We start from the raw sequence: 18,302 nt of genomic DNA on the forward strand, positions 1-18,302 counted from the left end.
GCCCGATCGGATGGCATCCGTCACCGGTTGACCGAACATACGGATGACCGGGTGTCCGGAACCCGGCTCCGGACACCCGGAGATCATCGATATTGGTCCGAACCATTGACCAACTGGTCTAGTCCATCTACCGTTCCCGGCGAACCGGCTTTCCGCGTTCATGCCAAATTTGAGCGCCGGAAGCCGGTAGTCCACTGGCACGCCCCCTCCCCCACGAGGAGCAACCATGACCGGACCGCATCGCCCGGGAGCCCGTCTGCGGGCCCTCGCCGCTGCCGCGTGTACCGCCGCTCTGGGCGCAGCCCTGCTCGGCGTCGCCGGCACCGGCTCCGCCGGCGCGGCCCCCGCCGCGCCCCGGGCCGCCGCACCGGAAACAGCACCCGCCGCCCCCACAGCGGCCGGTGACAAGGTGGTCGGATACTTCACCGAATGGGGTGTCTACGACCGTAATTACCACGTCAAGAACATCGAGACCTCGGGCTCGGCCGACAAGCTCACGCACATCAACTACGCCTTCGGCAACGTCCAGGGCGGCAAGTGCACCATCGGCGACTCGTACGCGGACTACGAGAAGGCGTACACCGCCGACCAGTCCGTCGACGGCGTCGCGGACACCTGGGACCAGGAGCTGCGGGGCAACTTCAACCAGCTGCGCAAGCTGAAGAAGCTGCACCCGGATCTGAAGGTGCTCTGGTCGTTCGGCGGCTGGACCTGGTCCGGCGGCTTCGGTGAGGCCGCGCAGAACCCGGCCGCGTTCGCCGAGTCCTGCTACAACCTGGTCGAGGACCCCCGGTGGGCCGATGTCTTCGACGGCATCGACATCGACTGGGAGTACCCGAACGCCTGCGGTCTGAGCTGTGACACCAGCGGCCGGGAAGCCTATGGCAACCTGCTGTCGGCGCTGCGTACGAAGTTCGGCGGCGACAGCCTGGTCACTTCGGCGATCAGCGCGGACGGCTCCGACGGCGGCAAGCTGGACGCCGTCGACTACGGCGGCGCGGCGCAGTACGTCGACTGGTACAACCCGATGACGTACGACTTCTTCGGCGCCTGGGACGCGAAGGGGCCGACCGCCCCGCACTCCCCGCTGACCTCCTACGAGGGCATCCCGCAGGACGGCTTCAACAGCGAGGCGGCCATCGAGAAACTGAAGGCGCAGGGTGTCCCGGCCTCGAAGCTGCTGCTCGGCATCGGCTTCTACGGGCGTGGCTGGACCGGCGTCACGCAGGACGAGCCGGGCGGAACGGCGACCGGCGCGGCCGCGGGCACGTACGAGGCGGGCATCGAGGACTACAAGGTCCTCAAGAACACCTGCCCCGCCACGGGCACCGTCGCGGGCACGGCGTACGCGCACTGCGGCAACGACTGGTGGAGCTACGACACGCCGGCGACCATCGGCACCAAGATGGCGTACAAGAACCAGCAGGGCCTGGGCGGCACCTTCTTCTGGGAGCTGAGCGGTGACACCACCGACGGCGAACTGATCAAGGCGATCGACTGACCCGGTAGCGCGGTGGACGTCAGGGGCGGGGAGCCTTTCGGACTCCCCGCCCCTGACGTGCTCCAGCAGCTCGGGGCCGTCGTCGGGGCCGCCGGTGCGGGCGCGGCGGCGGGCGGCGGGCGGCGGTGAGGGAGGCGGCAGTCGCGGTCATGGCATCTCGTTCGGTCGGCCGGCAGGGGCGGGGGCGGGGGCGATGCCGGAGCGCACACCGTGCGGTCGGCGCGAAGCCGGGCACCCGCTCAGCCGGACGTGCCGAACCGGCGCAGGTAGGCGGCGAGGCCGTCCGGTGTGGTGCCGGTCCAGCCGATGTAGCCGTCCGGGCGTACGAGGAAGAGGCCGGTGCCGTACGCGCCGGGCGCGCTCCCGCTCACCACGCGGGCGACGGGGCCGCCCGGGGCGCCGGGTGCTTCGGTGCCGAGCGCGAGGAGCGTCCAGTGCGGTCCCCGGAAGGCGTCGAAGAGCCGTATGCCGTCCACGGTCGCGTCGGGGGCGCGGTCGCCGGCGTGGAGCGCGCCGTCCGGGACCGCGTCGCGGGTCTCCTCGGTGAGCGGCGAATCGCGGTAGCCGAGGCCCAGCTGGCGGGTGGCGTCGCCGCGGCGGACCTCGCCGCGGTGGACGCCGGTGGACAGGTCGAGCATCTGGGCGGCGACCGGGCGCCGCTCCTCCTCGTAGCTGTCCAGGAGCGCGGCCGGGGCGCCGCCCGTCAGGACCGCGCCGAGCTTCCAGCCCAGGTTGTAGGCGTCCTGGACGCTGGTGTTCAGGCCCTGGCCGCCCGCCGGGGAGTGCACATGCGCGGCGTCCCCGGCGAGGAAGACCCGGTCCTGCCGGAAGCGGTCGGCCAGGGCGGCGCGGGGGCGGAAGTCCGAGGCCCAGCGCACCTCGGTCACGGCCTCGGCGGGGAGGTGCGAGCGCGCGGCGACGAGCGCGCGGATGCCGTCCGGGGTGAGGTCGGCCTCGGTGCCCTCCGCGAACCGGGCGGTCACCTGGAAGTCCTCCGTGCCGGCCAGCGGCCAGATCGCGAGGAGGTCGTCGTCGCCTTCGCGGGGCGGGAAGATGTGCCAGTTGTCGCGGTCCAGGCCGGTGATCCGGACGTCCGCGACCAGCATCGGGTTCGGGTCGACGGTCTCTCCGGTCATCCCGATGCCCAGCGCGCGGCGCACCGCCGACCGGCCCCCGTCCGCGGCGACCAGATAGCGGCCGCGCACCGCACCGCCGTCGGAGAGCAGTGCGGTGACGCCCTCCGCGTCCTGCGTGAGGCCGACGGCCTCCCGGCCGAAGGCGACCGCGCCGCCCAGCTCCGCCAGCCGCGCGGCCAGGATCTCCTGGGTGCGCCACTGCGGCACCATCCACGGCGTGTTGTACGGCGAGTCCTCGGTCGGCTCGACCGGGTCGAACAGGTGGTGCTCGCCGACCCGCTCGCCGTCGCGCCAGACCATGCCGACCGGGTAGGTGCCGCCCGCCGCGTGGATCGCGTCGATGACCCCGAGGTCGTCGAAGACCTCCATGGTGCGGGGCTGGAGGCCCTTGCCCCGGGAGCCGGGGAACAGCTCGTCCGCGCGTTCCAGGACGAGCGCGTGCACCCCGCGCCGGGCCAGGTCCGCTCCGAGGGCGAGACCGGTGGGGCCCGCGCCGACGATCACTACATCCGCGTCCATGACTCTTCTCCTTAACGTTGTTAAGTGCTCGGTGGTTCCGAGGGTGCCCTTAACGGCGTTAAGCTGTCAAGCGTGAGTACCGAACGACGCGCCCCCCTCGACCGCCGACGGGTCGCGGACACGGCGTTGAGCCTGCTGAACGAGGTGGGCCTGGACGGGCTGACCCTGCGCGCCATCGCGAAGGAGCTGGACGTCAAGGCACCCGCCCTGTACTGGCACTTCAAGGACAAGCAGGCGCTGCTGGACGAGATGGCGACGGAGATGTACCGCCGCATGCTCGCCGGCACCCCGCTCGACCCGGCCGACACCTGGCGGGAGCGGCTGCGGAAGACCAACCACGCGCTGCGCACGTCGCTGCTCGGCTACCGGGACGGCGCCCGGGTGTTCAGCGGCTCGCGCTTCACGGGCGCGGTGCACGCCGAGCATATGGAGGAGAGCCTGCGGCTGCTCACCGCCGCCGGGTTCACCCTGGCCCAGGCGGTGCGGGCGGCGACGACGACGTACATGTTCACGCTCGGCTTCGTCATCGAGCAGCAGGGCGTCGAGCCCCTGCCGGGCCTGCGCCGGGAGGGCTTCGACGTGGCCGAGCGGGCGCGGATGCTGGCCGCCTACCCGCTGACCGCCGCGGCGGGTGCGGAGATCTTCGCGGACTACGAGCGGCATTACGGGGAAGCGCTCGACCTGGTGATCGCGGGTGTCGCGGCGGCCTACGGCGTCGGCTGACGGCGGGCACGGCGCACGGCACCCGGGGCGTCAGTCCAGGTCGATGACGACCTTGATGTCCCCGTCCCGCGCGGTGAACGCGTCGGCGGCGTCCCGCAGCGGCACCCGCCGGGTGATCATCCGCTCCAGCCAGGCCGGCTCGGCGCGGCGGAGGGCTTCGGCGCCCGCGCGGTAGTGGCGCGGATTGGCGTTGACCGAGCCCACCACGGCGACGTTGCCCCGCACCAGCTCGTTGTTGAGCGCGCCCACCGCCACCGGCAGCCGCCGGGCCTCGGGCGCCACACCGATCAGGCAGACGATCCCGTAGCTCGCGGTCCCCCGCATCGCGCCCAGGACCACGTCCCCGGCGCCCGTCGCCTCGATCACCACGTCGGGCCGGAGGGCGGCGGCCACGTCATCGATGGAGCCGCTGTGGTACGTGGCGCCCAGCCCGGCCACCAGACCGGGCTTCGGCCCCGAGGTCACCCGGTCCAGGACATGGACGTCGAGCCCGCGTTGCCGGCCCAGCAGCGCGGCGAGCAGGCCGATCGGCCCGGCGCCGGTGACCAGGACCCGCTCCGGCGCGAACCAGGAGCGCGCGCCGATCCGTTCGACCTGCTCCCACGCCTTGGCGAGCACGGTGGCCGGCTCCAGCAGGACGCCGACGCGCTCCAGGGACGGGTCGAGCCGGACCGCGTAATCGCTCTCGACGGTCCAGAACCGGCTGGCGTACCCGTGCCGTTCCCTGATCCCGCGCTCCGTGTAGCGCCCGTTGCGGCACATGTCGAACTCGCCCCGGGCGCAGGCGCCGCACGGTTCCGGATCGGGGCGCCGCACGACGCCCACGACCAGGTCCCCGGCGGCGAAACCGCTCCCCGCGGGCGCCTGCCGCACCCGGCCCAGCGACTCATGGCCGATGATCAGCCGGTCCTCGCCGCGCGGCGCCCGCCCGAGTCCGCCGGCCACGATCTCCCGGTCCGTGCCGCAGACGCCCACGGAGATCCCGTCGACCAGGAGCTCCCCCGCACCCGGCACCGGATCGGGGACCTCGCTGACCTCAAGGCTCTGGCCGGCCGAGGGCCGGACGGTCACGGCACGCATGGGTCCCCTTCCCGGAGCACCGGGCTCAGATCAGCCCGAACGACCGCAGCGCCCACCGCTGCGCCGGGGCCGGGTGCGCGGGCCAGTAGACGTAACAGACCCCGCCGGTCCCGCTCTTGACGTCGCCGTTCGCGTCGTACCGCTTGGTGCGCAGCCAGATGGTCTCCCACTCGTGGCGCTTGTAGACGTGGCGGACCGCGTCGTCGTCCGGGGACGCGGGGTCGTTGGCGATGACGTCGCCCTCGGCGGTGAAGCCGATGACCGTCATCAGGTGGCCCGAGGTGCCGTAGCCCGCGCCGGTCAGCTCCTCCTTGAGGAAGGACTGGGAGGTGATGACGGGGATGCCCGCGCGGACCAGGGTCTCCACGTCGTCGAGGGAGCCGAGCCGGGTCACGGCGGCGCTCATGTCGTGGTACGTGGCCGCGTAGGCGGCGTTGAACGGCCAGTTGCCGCAGCCCTCGTACTGGTTGTCGTACGTGAAGCGGGCGGCGTGGCAGACCGAGGGGTCCTGTATGCCGGGCTCCACCCAGGCCAGGTCGGCGGCGGAGGGCCTGCGGCCCCAGTACTCGACGATCATCTGCGAGGAAGTGGGGCTGCACCACGCCTCGCCGCCGTTGTCGTACTCCGGGTACTGGCCGACGTGGACGTTCTGCGAGTAGCGCGGCACCGGCAGCTCGCGGACCAGGCCCGGGGTGCTCGCGGGCACCGTGAAGCGGTCCGGGATGTCCGAGGCCATCGCGCCCACCCGCCACACGGTCGGGGTGCGGCGGGTGCCCGGGGTGCGGTACAGGGTCAGCCGGAGGCGGTAGGTGAGCAGGCGCAGGCCGCTCGCCGCGTCGTCCACCGAGAAGGTGTCCGTCCAGATGGAGCTCTTGCCGTCGCTCTGGCCGTCCACCGAGGTGCGGCGGATGTCCGCGTCACCGGCGGCCCAGCGGCCCATCACGTACCACGGGGTCTCGGTGCCGTCCGAGTAGCGGCCGCACAGCTCGACCTGGATCCAGGTGCCGGCCGGGGTCTTTGCGTTCCAGGAGGCGATCACCTCGGTCGCGGGGACACGGGAGCGGTGGACGGGCGAGGTCCAGGTCGCGTACTCCCAGGCGGCGGTGGTGCCGGTGTGCGGGTCGGTGTAGTCCGTACGGCCCAGCGGGTGGGCGATGACCAGACCGGCCCGGCGGCCGGCGACCGCGCGGGTCCCGGCGCGGTCGCCGCAGCGCCAGTCGGTGTACGTGGTCCAGGCGTGGTGGTCCACCGAGGGCGGCGCGGGCCGGGCGCGGCGCGGAGCGGCCGCGGCCGCGGCGGCGGACGACAGCGTTCCGGCACCGGCGGCCGCCACGACGGCGGCGGCGAGCACGGTGCGGCGTGAGGTGGGACTGGGCATGGGCGAGACCCCCGGTCGTCGTCTGAGGAATGGGGCTGCGGTGCACGACAGTGGGCCAACTATCGCGGGTCGCGTCCCGGTTCGGCCAGCGATTCGACCCGCGCCGATCGACCAATATTGGTCTCTACCACTGGCGTGACCTGCGGCTGGACCGAACGGGCTACCGCGCGCCCCGGCTCGTACGCTGGGCGCATGAACGATCTCGCGCTCCGCGCCGCGCGGCTCTCCGCCCTCCCGCCGTCCTGCGGGCCGGTGCGGCTGGTGGCCGTGGACGGGCACGCGGGGTCGGGCAAGAGCACCTTCGCCGGGCGGCTCGCGGCGGCGCTCGGCGGGGCTCCCGTGCTGCATCTGGACGATCTGGCCACGCACGAGGAGCTGTTCGCCTGGACCGGCCGGCTGCGCGAGCAGGTGACGGGGCCGCTGTCGCGCGGCGAACCCGCGCGCTACGCGCCGTACGACTGGACGGCACGGGCCTTCGGGCCGGTCAGGACCCTGGAGCCCGCGCCGGTCGTCCTGATCGAGGGTGTCGGCGCGGGCCGGCGCGCCCTGCGGCCGCTGCTCGCGCGGCTGTTGTGGATGGACCTGCCCGCCGACGCGTCCTGGGCGCGCGGCCGGCGGCGCGACGGGCCGGCGCTGCGCTCCTTCTGGGACGGCTGGACGGCGGCCGAGACCGCGCACTTCGCGGCGGACCCGTCGCGCCCCTGGGCGGATGCTCTGGTGCAGCAGTCGCCCGAGGGGTACACGTGGCTGGAGGGACCCTTGCGGCAGCGGCGCTGAACCGTTCCGTCACCCGGTGTGACCGGCTCGCGCCGCCCTCTCGGGTCGCCGGAAAACCGCTCGGAAGTACCTCAACTCCGCTTGACCCGGGGGCGGTACAGGTCTTACGTTCTCAATGTGCGGCTTTTCGGAGCCCCCACAGACGCGAAGCCCCCGGTTGTTCCCCCGTGACCGGGGGCTTCGTCCTGTGCTCCCGGCGCCGTTCCGGTGCCCTCTTTCTCACCCTGGGTCACGGCGCCTCTTCGGCCTGCGGCACCCTTCGTCGGATACGCACCGCACAGGTACGATGCCTCTCGGTGCGGTCAATTCCCGTCCACGGCACAGTGATTCGGCGCGCTTTCGAGCGGCGGGACATCCTGGGGGCACGTTTGTGGGGGACCTGATGGACTTCGGTACGCAGGGCGCGCAGGCCCCGGCCGACCTCGCCTGGCTGCGGGGCGTGGACGCCTACACGATGGGCGCGTATCCGCAGGCCGAGGAGGAGTTCCGGGCGGCCGTGGGCCAGGACCCCGGCATGGCGGACGCCTGGCTCGGGCTGCACGCGCTGCGCGTCGACACCGCGTCGGCGCTGCTGCACATGCACCGCCACCGCGACCGCTTCGGCGAACAGCGCACCCGCTACCGGCGCACGCTCAACTCCTGGTACTGGCTGGGCTGGTGGGTGCAGCCGGTCCTGGAGAGCCCGCGCGACCTGCTGCTCGCGCACGCCTCGCACTGGCTGGACGGCCGCCATGTCGCCGAGCTGGACCGGGCCCTTGCCGCGCTGCCGCCCGTGGAGACCGACGCCCAGGTCCGTTTCCTGCACGCCTGCCGCTCCTACCTGGTCAAGGACTGGGATCAGCTCGTACGCCACACCGAGCAGCTGATCGACGACCCGCTGCTCGGCATCGAGGCGGGGCTGTTCGGCGGGATGGCCCGGGTGCGCCTGGAGATGTACGGGCAGGCGGAGCCGATGCTGGCGACGGCCCTGATGCGGTGCCGCAGCGAGCAGCCGCAGCGCAAGGAGCTGCGCTACTGGCTCGCCCGCGCCCACGAGGGCACCGGCCGCAGCGCCGCCGCCCTCCCCCTCTACCGCGCCGTGCACCGCATCGACCCGGCCTTCATGGACACCTCCGCGCGCCTCGCGGCCATCGCGGACTACGACGGACTCGACGGCCCCGAGGACATGCCCGGCCTCGCGTCCGTGTCCCTGACCGGCGCGGAGGCGGACGCGTTCTACGCGGAGGGCGCCCCGGCGCCGGGCGACGGCCAGGCGGACGGGCGGGAGCTGCCGCCCGGCGGCGAACCGCAGGACATGCCCGGTGCCGGGGGCGCCCCGCTGCCCGGCGGGGCGCGCGCGAAGGCCCCGGCGCCGCAGCCGTTCCCGGCCGGGCCCAGCGACCCGGCGCTGCTGGCCGAGGCGCTGGCCGAGCTGGAGCGGATGGTCGGCCTGGAACCGGTGAAACGCCAGGTCAAGGCCCTCTCGGCGCAGCTCAACATGGCGCGCCTCCGGGCGGGCCAGGGGCTGCCCGTACAGCCGCCCAAGCGGCACTTCGTGTTCTCCGGCCCCTCCGGCACCGGCAAGACGACCGTGGCCCGCATCCTGGGCCGGGTCTTCTACGCGCTGGGCCTGCTCGGCGGGGACCACCTCGTGGAGGCGCAACGGGCGGACCTGGTCGGTGAGTTCCTGGGCCAGACCGCCGTGAAGGCGAACGAGCTGATCGATTCGGCGCTGGGCGGGGTGCTGTTCGTGGACGAGGCGTACAGCCTGTCCAACACCGGGTACAGCAAGGGCGACGCGTACGGCGACGAGGCGCTTCAGGTGCTGCTCAAGCGGGCGGAGGACAACCGGGACCATCTGGTCGTGATCCTGGCCGGCTATCCGGAGGGCATGGACCGGCTGCTGTCCACCAACCCCGGGCTGTCCTCGCGCTTCACCACCCGGGTGGACTTCCCCAGCTACCGGCCGCTCGAACTCACCGCGATCGGTGAGGTGCTGGCCGCTGAGAACGGCGACGTCTGGGACGAGGAGTCGCTGGACGAGCTGCGCTCGATCAGCGGCCATGTGGTGGACCAGGGCTGGCTGGACGAGCTGGGCAACGGCCGCTTCCTGCGGACGCTGTACGAGAAGAGCTGCGCCTACCGCGACCTGCGGCTCTCCGGCTGTACGACGCTGCCCACCCGGGACGACCTGGCCACGCTGCGGCTGCCCGACCTGATGCAGGCGTACGGCGAGGTCCTTTCGGGGCGCGGGCCGGTGGGCGGCCGGGGGCAGCAGGAGCCGCCGGGCCTGTGAGCCGTGCGGCCGGCCACCGGGGCGTTCCGGTGGCCGGCTCCCGCGTACGGCTCAGCCCACCAGGGCCGTCGCCCCGTCCGGGTCCGTCGTCCGCTCCTCCGTGCGGCGCGGCTCCGCCACCCGGTGCGCCGGGTCGCGTACCTCGCCGACCAGCGTCTCCAGGACGTCCTCCATCGCGACCAGGCCGAGCACCCGGCCGGAGGCGTCCGCGACCTGGGCGAGGTGCGTGGCGGCGCGGCGCATCACGGTGAGGGCGTCGTCCAGCGGGAGTTCGGCCCGTACGGTGGCCATCGGGCGCCACAGCTGCTGCGGCACCGCGCGCTCCCCGTCCTCCAGGTCGAGGACGTCCTTGACGTGCAGATAGCCCATGAAGGGGCCGCCGCCCTCGGCGCAGACCGGGAAGCGCGAGAAGCCCGTGCGGACGGTCAGCTCCTCGATGCGGCGCGGGGTGACCGAGGGGTCCACCGTGACCAGGGACGCCCGGCGCAGCAGGACGTCGGTGACGGGGCGGCTGCCCAGCTCCAGGGCGTCCTCCAGGCGTTCCCGCGCCTCGGGCTCGATGAGGCCGGCCTGCCCGGAGTCCTCCACCAGGCGGTTGAGCTGCTCGCTGGTGAAGACGGCCTCCACCTCGTCCTTCGGTTCGACGCCGAAGAGGCGGAGCACCAGCCGGGCGCAGGCGCCGAGCGCGGCGGTGACCGGGCGGCAGAGCCGGGCGAAGCCGACGAGGCCGGGGCTCAGCCAGAGCGCGGTCCTCTCGGGCGCGGCCATCGCCAGGTTCTTCGGGACCATCTCGCCGATGACGAGGTGGAGGAAGACGACGAGGACGAGCGCGAGGACGTAACCGAGCGGGTGGATCAGCCCCTCCGGCAGGTGCACGGCGGTGAACACCGGCTCCAGGAGGTGGGCGACGGTGGGTTCGGCGACGGCTCCGAGGGTCAGGGAGCAGACGGTGATGCCGAACTGGGCCGCCGCCATCATCTGCGGCAGGTTCTCCAGGCCGTACAACACCTGGCGGGCGCGGCCGGAACCGGCGGCGGCGAGGGGGTCGATCTGGCTGCGGCGCACGGAGACGAGCGAGAACTCCGCGCCGACGAAGAAGCCGTTCGCGAGGACCAGGAGCCCGGCGAAGACCAGCTGGACGAGGCTCATCGCGCCGCCTCCAGGACCGCCGGCTCCGAGGCGTCCGCACCGGCGGCGGCCGCCGCCCGGACGAAGCGGACCTTCTCGGCCCGGTAGTGGCCGACCTGGCGGACCGCGATCCGCCAGCCGGGGAGTTCGGCCCGGTCGCCGGGGGCGGGAATGCGGCCCAGCAGATCGGCGACGAGCCCGGCGACCGTCTCGTACGGGCCGTCCGGCACGTCGAGTCCTATGCGGCGCAGGGTGAGGACCCGGCAGCTGCCCTCGGCGTCCCAGGCGGGGCGGCCGTCCTCGGGCGGGGCGGGGGCCAGCTCGGGGCGGTCGGCGCCCTCCGCGTCGTGCTCGTCGCGGACCTCGCCGACCAGCTCCTCGATGATGTCCTCCAGGGTGACGACCCCGGCGGTGCCGCCGTACTCGTCGACCACGACGGCGATCGGCTGCTCCTTGCGGAGCCGCTGGAGGAGCTGTTCGACGGGCAGCGTCTCGGGCACCAGGAGCGGCGGCACGGCGATCCGGCCGGCCGTGGTGCGCAGCCGGTCGGGGGCCGGGACGGCCAGGGCGTCCTTGAGGTGGATCATGCCGACGACCTCGTCGATGCGTTCCCGGTAGACGGGGAAGCGGGACAGGCCGGTGGCGCGGGTGAGGTTGAGGACGTCCTCCGCGGTGGCGGAGGTCTGGAGGGCGCTGACCTTCACGCGCGGGGTCATGACGTGCTGGGCGGTGAGCCCGGCGAGCGACAGGGTCCGTACGAAGAGGTCGGCGGTGTCCTGTTCGAGGGTGCCCGCCTCGGCGGAGTGCCGGGCGAGGGAGACCAGCTCGCCCGGGGTGCGGGCGGAGGCCAGCTCCTCGGTGGGCTCGACGCCGAGGAGGCGTACGAGCCGGTTGGCCGCGGTGTTCAGGGCGCCGATGACCGGCCGGAAGAGACGGGTGAAGCGGGCCTGCGGTCCGGCGACGAACCGGGCGACGGTCAGCGGGCGGGAGACCGCCCAGTTCTTCGGGACGAGTTCGCCGATGACCATCTGGACGGCGGCGGCGAGCAGCATGCCGGTCACCACGCTGACGGTGGGCACGGCGCCGGCGGGCAGCCCGGTCAGGGCGAGGGGTCCGTCCAGCAGCTGGGCGAGCGCCGGTTCGGCGAGCATGCCGACCACCAGCGAGGTGATGGTGATGCCGAGCTGGGTGCCGGACAGCTGGAAGGACAGTTCGCGCAGGGCGTCGGTGACGGTGCGGGCCCGCCGGTCGCCCTCGGCGGCGGCGCGTTCGGCGTCCGCGCGTTCCACGGTGACGAGACCGAATTCGGCCGCCACGAAGAAGCCGTTGGCGAGGATGAGAAGGAATGCCGCGCTGAGCAGCAAGAGGGGGGTTGTCATGCCGCCGCCTCCACGGAGGGGGCGGCGCAGGTACTACCGGACGATCCGTCCATTGCTGGAGGGAGTCACTCCTCGGGTCGCAGGAAAATCCCCGCCGGCCGCGTGGGCCTTCGGGCGGGGCGGGGCGCGCACGGGGCGCCACCGCCCTCCAGAGTAATCAACGAGAGGCGGTACGGGGCAGGGGGCTCAGCTCTCGTCCGCGCCCGTGCCCCGGCTCTCGGCGAGGGCACGCAGGGCGCGGGCGTCCTGGATGGCGCGCTGTCTGGCGATGCCGGGCTGGATGCCGAGGGCGGGCATGCTGGTGCCGTCGCTGAGGTCGAGGAAGACCCACGGATCGCCCACCCGCAGGTTGACGCGGACGATCTCGGCCCAGGAGAGCCGGCGGCTGCGCGTGAGGTTGACCACCGTCACACCCTCCTCGTCCGCGACGATCTTGGGGCGGCTGAGCAGCGCCAGGACGCCGAAGAAGAGCAGCGCGGTGAAGACGAAGCTGACCCGCTCGCCCCCGCTGAGCTGTTCGAGGGTGAAGGCGACGACGGTGATGACGGCGAACATCACCGCGCCGACGGTCAGCAGGACCACCCGGGTGCGGGTCGGCCGGAAGGTGACCGGCAGGGCCGGCCGGCCGGGCGGGGGTGTGGGCGCGGACATCGTGCTCTTCTTCCGTCCCGCCGTCAGAGCCGGCAGGCGTGGATCGCGGTGGTGAGGATGGCGCGGGCGCCGAGGTCGTACAGGTCGTCCATGATCCGCTGTGCCTCGGCGGCGGCGACCATGGAGCGGACGGCGACCCAGCCCTCGTGGTGCAGCGGGGAGATGGTCGGCGACTCCAGGCCCGGGGTGAGGGCGACGGCGCGCTCCAGGTGCTCGACACGGCAGTCGTAGTCCATCATCACGTAGCTGCGGGCCACCAGGACGCCCTGGAGGCGGCGCAGGAACTGCTGGACCTTGGGCTCGTCGGCGGGGGCGCCGGTGCGCCTGATGACGACGGCCTCGGAGGTCATGATGGGTTCGCCGATGACTTCGAGGCCGGCGTTGCGCAGGCTGGTGCCGGTCTCGACGACGTCCGCGATGACCTGGGCGACGCCGAGTTCGATGGCGGTCTCGACGGCGCCGTCGAGGTGGACGACGGAGGCGTCGACACCGGACTCGGCGAGGTGCTTGGCGACGATGCCCTCGTAGGAGGTGGCGATCGTGAGGCCGCCGAAGTCCGCGGGGTCCGTGACGGTGCCCGGCTTGGTGGCGTAGCGGAAGGTGGAGCGGGCGAAGCCGAGCTGGAGGATCTCCTCGGCCTCGGCACCGGAGTCCAGCAGCAGGTCGCGGCCGGTGATGCCGATGTCGAGGCGGCCCGAGCTGACGTAGATCGCGATGTCGCGGGGGCGCAGGTAGAAGAACTCGACCTCGTTGGCGGGGTCCACCAGGACGAGTTCCTTCGACTCCTTGCGCTGCTTGTAGCCCGCCTCATGGAGCATCGCCATCGCAGGCCCGGAGATAGCACCCTTGTTGGGGACGGCGATGCGCAGCATGAGGTCGGGTTTCCTTTGCGAAAGGGGTGGCGGGATGACGTACGGGAGGGTGCGGGGCCTGGCTCAGAGGTGGGCGTAGACGTCGTCCAGGGAGATCCCGCGCGCGACCATCATCACCTGGACGTGGTACAGCAGCTGCGAGATCTCCTCGGCGGCGGCGTCCTTGCTCTCGTGCTCGGCGGCCATCCAGACTTCGGCGGCCTCCTCCACGACCTTCTTGCCGATGGCATGGACCCCCTTCTCCACCAGTTCGGCGGTGCGGGAGGTGGAGGGGTCGCCGTTGGCGGCCTTGAGCTGTAGCTCGGCGAAGAGCTCTTCGAAGGTTTTGTTCGCCATGATGTGCTCAGAATACGGGGTGCCGCGCCCGCACTCAGCGCCAGGGTTCGCTGACCGAGCGCAGTGTGGCGGCGGTGGCGACCGCGGCGGTGACCGCTTCGTGCCCCTTGTCCTCGTTGGACCCTTCGAGACCGGCCCGGTCGAGCGCCTGCTCCTCGTTGTCGCACGTGAGTACGCCGAAGCCGACCGGGACGCCGGTGTCGACGGCGACCTGGGTCAGGCCGTTGGTGACGCCGTGGGACACGTACTCGAAGTGCGGGGTGCCGCCGCGGATGATCACGCCGAGGGCGACGATCGCGTCGTACCCGCGCCCGGCCAGCACCTTCGCGACGACGGGGAGCTCGAAGCTGCCCGGGACCCGCAGCAGGGTCGGCTCGTCGATGCCCAGCTCGTGCAGGGCACGCAGGGCGCCGTCGACCAGGCCGTCCATGACCTTCTCGTGCCACTGCGCGGCGACGACCGCCACACGCAGGTCACCGCAGTTGCGTACGGACAGTTCGGGTGCGCCCTTGCCGCTCATGTCTCTCCTGGGTTCGCTGTACGGGGTTGTGCTACTGGTTGCCGCAGGCGGACGCGGGGACCGCGTCGAGCCAGGGCAGGTCGTGTCCCATGCGGTCGCGCTTGGTGCGCAGGTACCGCAGATTGTGCTCACCGGCCTGGACGGGCATCGGCTCGCGCCCGGTGACGGTCAGGCCGTGCCGGGTGAGCGCGGCGGTCTTATCCGGGTTGTTGGTCAGCAGGCGCAGGCTGCGTACGCCGAGGTCCGCGAGGATCTGCGCGCCCGCCGCGTAGTCCCGGGCGTCGGCGGGCAGGCCGAGTTCCAGGTTGGCGTCGAGCGTGTCGACGCCGCGCTCCTGGAGCTCGTACGCGCGCAGCTTGGAGAGCAGGCCGATGCCCCGGCCCTCGTGGCCCCGGAGGTAGACGACGACACCGCGTCCCTCGTCCGTGATCCGCTCCATGGAGGCGTGCAGCTGGGGGCCGCAGTCGCAGCGCTCGGAAGCGAAGATGTCGCCGGTCAGGCACTCGGAGTGGACCCGGACCAGGACGTCGTCGCCGTCCTCGATGTCGCCGTCCCCGATGTCGCCGTGCACCAGCGCGACGTGTTCCACGCCGTCCACGGTGGAGCGGTAGCCGTACGCGGTGAAGGCGCCGAAGCGGGTGGGGAGCCGGACCTCGGCCTCGCGGCGGACGGTGGGCTCGTTGCTGCGGCGGTACGCGATCAGGTCCTCGATGGAGATGATCGTGAGGCCGTGCTTGCGGGCGAACGGCACCAGCTGGGGCAGCCGCAGCATGACGCCGTCCTCGCCGGCGATCTCGACGATGGCCCCGGCGGGCCGGAGTCCGGCGAGCCGGGCGAGGTCGACGGCGGCCTCGGTGTGGCCGTTGCGCACGAGGACCCCGCCGGAGCGGGCGCGCAGCGGGAAGACATGGCCGGGGCGCACGAAGTCGCCGGGGCCGGCCACACCGTCGGCGAGCAGCCGGAGCGTGGTGGCGCGGTCGGCGGCGGAGATGCCGGTGGAGACGCCGTGGGCGGCCGTGGCGTCGACGGAGACGGTGAAGGCGGTCTGCATCGACTCGGTGTTGTGGTCCACCATCTGGGGCAGTTCGAGCCGTTCCAGCTCGTCGCTCTCCATGGGCGCGCAGATCAGTCCGCGGCACTCGCTCATCATGAACGCGACGATCTCGGGCGTGGCCTTCTCGGCGGCGATGACGAGGTCGCCCTCGTTCTCGCGGTCCTCGTCGTCCACGACCACGACGGGCCGGCCGGCCGCGATGTCGCGGATGGCCTGCTCGACGGGGTCGAGGGCCAGGTCCTCGACGGGCGCTTCGTGCTCCCGGTGCAACCAGGTGGGCTGGGCAGTCATGCCGTGGCTCCTTCCAGAGCGGGTGTCCGCGTACGCAGCCACCAGTCGCGCATGCCCCACAGGACGAGGGCGCCGTAGACGACGTAGATGAGACCGGAGAAGGCGAGCCCGCTGTGGAAGTTCAGCGGGACGCCGACGAGGTCGACCAGGAGCCAGGCGAACCAGAACTCGACCATGCCGCGCGCCTGGGCGAGCATCGCGACCAGCGTGCCCGCGAAGATGTAGGCGTCCGCCCAGGGGCTCCAGGAGAGCGAGGGGAAGGCGGTGAAGAGGCCGCCGACCGCGAGGGTGCCGAGGGCCGCCCCGCCGGCCAGGAGGCCGCGTTCGCGCCAGGTGGCGAACCGGACCGCGATCGAGCCGTCCTGCGCCTGCTGCCGGCCCCGGGTCCACTGCTGCCAGCCCCAGACGGCGACCGCGATGACGATGACCTGCTTGCCGACGCTGCCCGCCTGCTGGACGGAGACGTTGGCGGCGACCAGCACGACGCCGGACAGGAGCTGGGCGGGCCAGGTCCAGATCGAGCGCAGCCAGCCGAGCGCGAGGGCGATCAGGCCGACGGTGTTGCCGATCATGTCGGACCAGATGATGTGCTGGTCGAGGACGGTGAACGCCTCGGAGTTCAGCCAGTGCAGGGCGCTCACTTCGCGTCCTCCCCGGTCTCCGGCGCCTCGTGGCCGAGCAGCCGCTCGACGTACTTCGCGATGACGTCGACTTCGAGGTTGACCGGGTCGCCGGGCCCCTTGATGCCGAGGGTAGTCAGCGCCAGGGTGGTGGGGATGAGGCTGATGGTGAAGTAGTCGGGTGCGGCGTCCACCACGGTCAGGCTGACGCCGTCGACGGTGATCGAGCCCTTCTCGACCACGTACCGGGTGAGGGCGGCCGGGAGCGAGATCTTGACGATCTCCCAGTTCTCGGAGGGCCGGCGCTCCAGGATGCGGCCGGTGCCGTCGACGTGGCCCTGGACGATGTGGCCGCCGAGCCGGCCGCCGAGCGCCATCGGGCGTTCGAGGTTGACGCGGGAGCCGGTCGTCAGGGCGCCGAGGCTGGAGCGGTTCAGCGTCTCGGCCATCACATCGGCGGTGAACTCGTGCTCGCCGAGGTCCACGACGGTCAGGCAGACGCCGTTCACGGCGATGGAGTCCCCGTGCTTGGCGCCCTCGGTGACGACGGGTCCGCGCAGGCGGAAGCGGGAGGCGTCGTCCAGTTGCTCGACGGCGGTGACCTCGCCCAGTTCTTCGACGATTCCGGTGAACATTCAGTTCTCCTTCCGGGCAGGGCCGGGGACGGCGGTGACGCGCAGATCGGGGCCGATGCGGACGGTCTCCGTCACGTCGAGGCGCAACGCCTCGGTCAGCGTGGAGATTCCGGCGTCGGCGAGGGCGGCGGGGCCCGCGCCGATGAGGACGGGGGCGAGATAGCCGACGACCTTGTCGACCAGTCCCGCGGCGACGAAGGAGCCGGCCAGGACCGGGCCGCCTTCGAGGAGTACGGAGCGGACGCCGCGCCCGTGGAGGGCGGCGAGCAGGGCGGCCGGGTCGAGCCCGGGCCGGCCGGCCGCGCGGGGCAGGCGCAGGACCGCCTCGCCGGGCAGGTGGCCGGTGTCCGCGTCCTCGGCGACCGCGACCAGGGTGGGCGCGGTGGTGTCGAGGACCCGGGCTCCGGGCCGTACGGCGGTGGCGCGGGTGTCCATGACGACGCGCAGGGGCTGGACCGCGCCGTCGACGCCGCGCACCCCGAGCTGGGGGTCGTCGGCGCGGGCGGTGCCGGAGCCGACGAGGACCGCGTCGGCCTCGGCGCGCAGCCGGTGCACGTCGGCGCGGGACTCGGCGGAGCTGATCCAGCGGCTGCTGCCGTCGGCGGCGGCGACCCGGCCGTCCAGGCTCGCCGCGTACTTCCAGGTGACGTGCGGGCGGCCGCGGCGGACGGAGGTGAGCCAGGCGGTGTTGCCCGCCTCGGCCTCGTCGGCGAGGAGGCCCGCCTCGGCGCGGACGCCGGCGGCGCGGAGCGTTTCGGCACCGCCGGTGGCCTGCGGGGTGGGGTCGCCGACCGCGTACACGACACGGGCGATGCCGGCCTCGATGAGCGCCTGGGCGCAGGGGCCGGTGCGGCCGGTGTGGTTGCAGGGTTCGAGGGTGACGTAGGCGGTGCCGCCCCGGGCCCCGTCGCCGGCCGCGCGCAGGGCGTGGATCTCGGCGTGCGGGCCGCCGGCGCGCTGGTGGAAGCCCTCGCCCGCGGTCTGGCCCGCGGCGTCGAGGACGACGCATCCCACGACCGGGTTGGGGCTGGTGGAGCCGAGGCCGCGGGCGGCGAGCGTGACGGCTCGGCGCATGGCGGTCGTGTCGGCTGCGGTGTCCACCGGGTCCTCCTGCCTCTTCGGGCACGGACTCCGGGGCCTGTCGTTGACGACAGATGAAGCGGAACGCACGACAGGGACGCCTGATGCCGGAAACCATGGAGGAATCCGGTGATCCGGAACCTCCGCCGACGGCGGCGTACCCGCGAAACGGCCCGCCGCGCACTGCCTCCCATCCGGACTTTAACCGTCGGTCCAGGAATTTCACCTGGTCAACCGGCCGCTGGATGCGGACGGGTCGCGGACTGTAACCGCCGGTTCGGAATTACACCGACCCCGGAGTGCGCTGCTGCTGGTACCCGATCAGTGTGCCACGACCCGGCGGGGGC

General features: G+C 72.9%; 16 protein-coding genes, 1 pseudogene and 1 riboswitch. Of the genes and pseudogenes, 4 read left to right on the forward strand and 13 right to left on the reverse strand.

Annotated features, from left to right (window positions below; all coding sequences use genetic code 11):
* Positions 1 to 226: 226 nt before the first annotated feature.
* On the forward strand, positions 227 to 1,501 hold the full coding sequence (locus tag OG338_RS02920; protein ID WP_405935819.1) for a glycoside hydrolase family 18 protein: 1,275 nt from the start codon (positions 227 to 229) through the stop codon (positions 1,499 to 1,501).
* Between the two features lie 239 nt (positions 1,502 to 1,740).
* Here OG338_RS02920 and OG338_RS02925 read toward each other — a convergent pair.
* A pseudogene (locus OG338_RS02925) lies at positions 1,741 to 3,180 on the reverse strand (FAD-dependent oxidoreductase); the annotation flags it as partial.
* Positions 3,181 to 3,228: 48 nt separating this feature from the next.
* Here OG338_RS02925 and OG338_RS02930 point away from each other — a divergent pair.
* Entirely contained in the window at positions 3,229 to 3,879 is a 651-nt protein-coding gene (locus OG338_RS02930) for a TetR/AcrR family transcriptional regulator C-terminal domain-containing protein (protein WP_405935820.1), read from the forward strand.
* Positions 3,880 to 3,909: 30 nt separating this feature from the next.
* On the opposite strand, the gene OG338_RS02935 is transcribed toward OG338_RS02930, so the two are convergent.
* Complete coding sequence (locus tag OG338_RS02935; RefSeq protein WP_405935821.1) at positions 3,910 to 4,959, reverse strand: glucose 1-dehydrogenase; 1,050 nt, start codon at positions 4,957 to 4,959, stop codon at positions 3,910 to 3,912.
* 25 nt (positions 4,960 to 4,984) lie between these two features.
* On the reverse strand, positions 4,985 to 6,337 hold the full coding sequence (locus OG338_RS02940; protein WP_405935822.1) for a peptidase C39 family protein: 1,353 nt from the start codon (positions 6,335 to 6,337) through the stop codon (positions 4,985 to 4,987).
* 192 nt (positions 6,338 to 6,529) lie between these two features.
* Between OG338_RS02940 and OG338_RS02945 the strand changes: the two genes are divergently transcribed.
* On the forward strand, positions 6,530 to 7,114 hold the full coding sequence (locus tag OG338_RS02945; RefSeq protein ID WP_405935823.1) for a uridine kinase: 585 nt from the start codon (positions 6,530 to 6,532) through the stop codon (positions 7,112 to 7,114).
* Between the two features lie 382 nt (positions 7,115 to 7,496).
* Complete coding sequence (locus OG338_RS02950) at positions 7,497 to 9,389, forward strand: AAA family ATPase (protein WP_405935824.1); 1,893 nt, start codon at positions 7,497 to 7,499, stop codon at positions 9,387 to 9,389.
* Positions 9,390 to 9,440: 51 nt separating this feature from the next.
* On the opposite strand, the gene OG338_RS02955 is transcribed toward OG338_RS02950, so the two are convergent.
* From OG338_RS02955 to ribD, 10 genes are all read right to left on the reverse strand, one after another.
* On the reverse strand, positions 9,441 to 10,538 hold the full coding sequence (locus OG338_RS02955; RefSeq protein ID WP_405935825.1) for a hemolysin family protein: 1,098 nt from the start codon (positions 10,536 to 10,538) through the stop codon (positions 9,441 to 9,443).
* Positions 10,535 to 11,896: a hemolysin family protein gene (locus OG338_RS02960; RefSeq protein ID WP_405935826.1), complete on the reverse strand. Its 1,362-nt coding sequence runs from the start codon at positions 11,894 to 11,896 to the stop codon at positions 10,535 to 10,537. The genes OG338_RS02955 and OG338_RS02960 overlap by 4 nt, the downstream gene beginning before the upstream one ends.
* A 186-nt stretch (positions 11,897 to 12,082) precedes the next feature.
* Positions 12,083 to 12,547 carry a PH domain-containing protein gene (locus tag OG338_RS02965; protein ID WP_405935827.1) on the reverse strand — a complete coding sequence of 155 codons (465 nt, stop codon included), beginning with the start codon at positions 12,545 to 12,547 and terminating at the stop codon, positions 12,083 to 12,085.
* 23 nt (positions 12,548 to 12,570) lie between these two features.
* Positions 12,571 to 13,419 carry an ATP phosphoribosyltransferase gene (gene hisG, locus OG338_RS02970; protein ID WP_405935828.1) on the reverse strand — a complete coding sequence of 283 codons (849 nt, stop codon included), beginning with the start codon at positions 13,417 to 13,419 and terminating at the stop codon, positions 12,571 to 12,573.
* A 63-nt stretch (positions 13,420 to 13,482) separates the two neighbouring features.
* Complete coding sequence (locus tag OG338_RS02975; RefSeq protein WP_018103937.1) at positions 13,483 to 13,755, reverse strand: phosphoribosyl-ATP diphosphatase; 273 nt, start codon at positions 13,753 to 13,755, stop codon at positions 13,483 to 13,485.
* A 34-nt stretch (positions 13,756 to 13,789) separates the two neighbouring features.
* Positions 13,790 to 14,275 (reverse strand): 6,7-dimethyl-8-ribityllumazine synthase, encoded by a 486-nt coding sequence (ribH, locus tag OG338_RS02980; RefSeq protein ID WP_073967749.1) that lies wholly within the window; start codon positions 14,273 to 14,275, stop codon positions 13,790 to 13,792.
* 31 nt (positions 14,276 to 14,306) lie between these two features.
* Positions 14,307 to 15,620 carry a bifunctional 3,4-dihydroxy-2-butanone-4-phosphate synthase/GTP cyclohydrolase II gene (locus tag OG338_RS02985; protein WP_405935829.1) on the reverse strand — a complete coding sequence of 438 codons (1,314 nt, stop codon included), beginning with the start codon at positions 15,618 to 15,620 and terminating at the stop codon, positions 14,307 to 14,309.
* A complete protein-coding gene (locus OG338_RS02990; protein ID WP_405935830.1) occupies positions 15,617 to 16,261 on the reverse strand; it encodes a nicotinamide riboside transporter PnuC in 645 nt (214 codons plus the stop codon). The genes OG338_RS02985 and OG338_RS02990 overlap by 4 nt, the downstream gene beginning before the upstream one ends.
* The gene (locus OG338_RS02995; protein ID WP_161212274.1) at positions 16,258 to 16,875 is read right to left on the reverse strand and encodes a riboflavin synthase; all 618 of its coding nucleotides are present in this window, start codon (positions 16,873 to 16,875) and stop codon (positions 16,258 to 16,260) included. Before OG338_RS02995 ends, OG338_RS02990 begins: the two co-directional genes overlap by 4 nt.
* Positions 16,876 to 17,976 carry a bifunctional diaminohydroxyphosphoribosylaminopyrimidine deaminase/5-amino-6-(5-phosphoribosylamino)uracil reductase RibD gene (gene ribD / locus OG338_RS03000; RefSeq protein ID WP_405935831.1) on the reverse strand — a complete coding sequence of 367 codons (1,101 nt, stop codon included), beginning with the start codon at positions 17,974 to 17,976 and terminating at the stop codon, positions 16,876 to 16,878. It lies immediately after the preceding gene.
* Between the two features lie 155 nt (positions 17,977 to 18,131).
* Positions 18,132 to 18,262, reverse strand: a riboswitch (FMN riboswitch).
* Between the last annotated feature and the right edge of the window lie 40 nt (positions 18,263 to 18,302).

This window comes from Streptomyces sp. NBC_00726, assembly GCF_045161735.1.
Classification (GTDB): Bacteria; Actinomycetota; Actinomycetes; order Streptomycetales; family Streptomycetaceae; genus Streptomyces.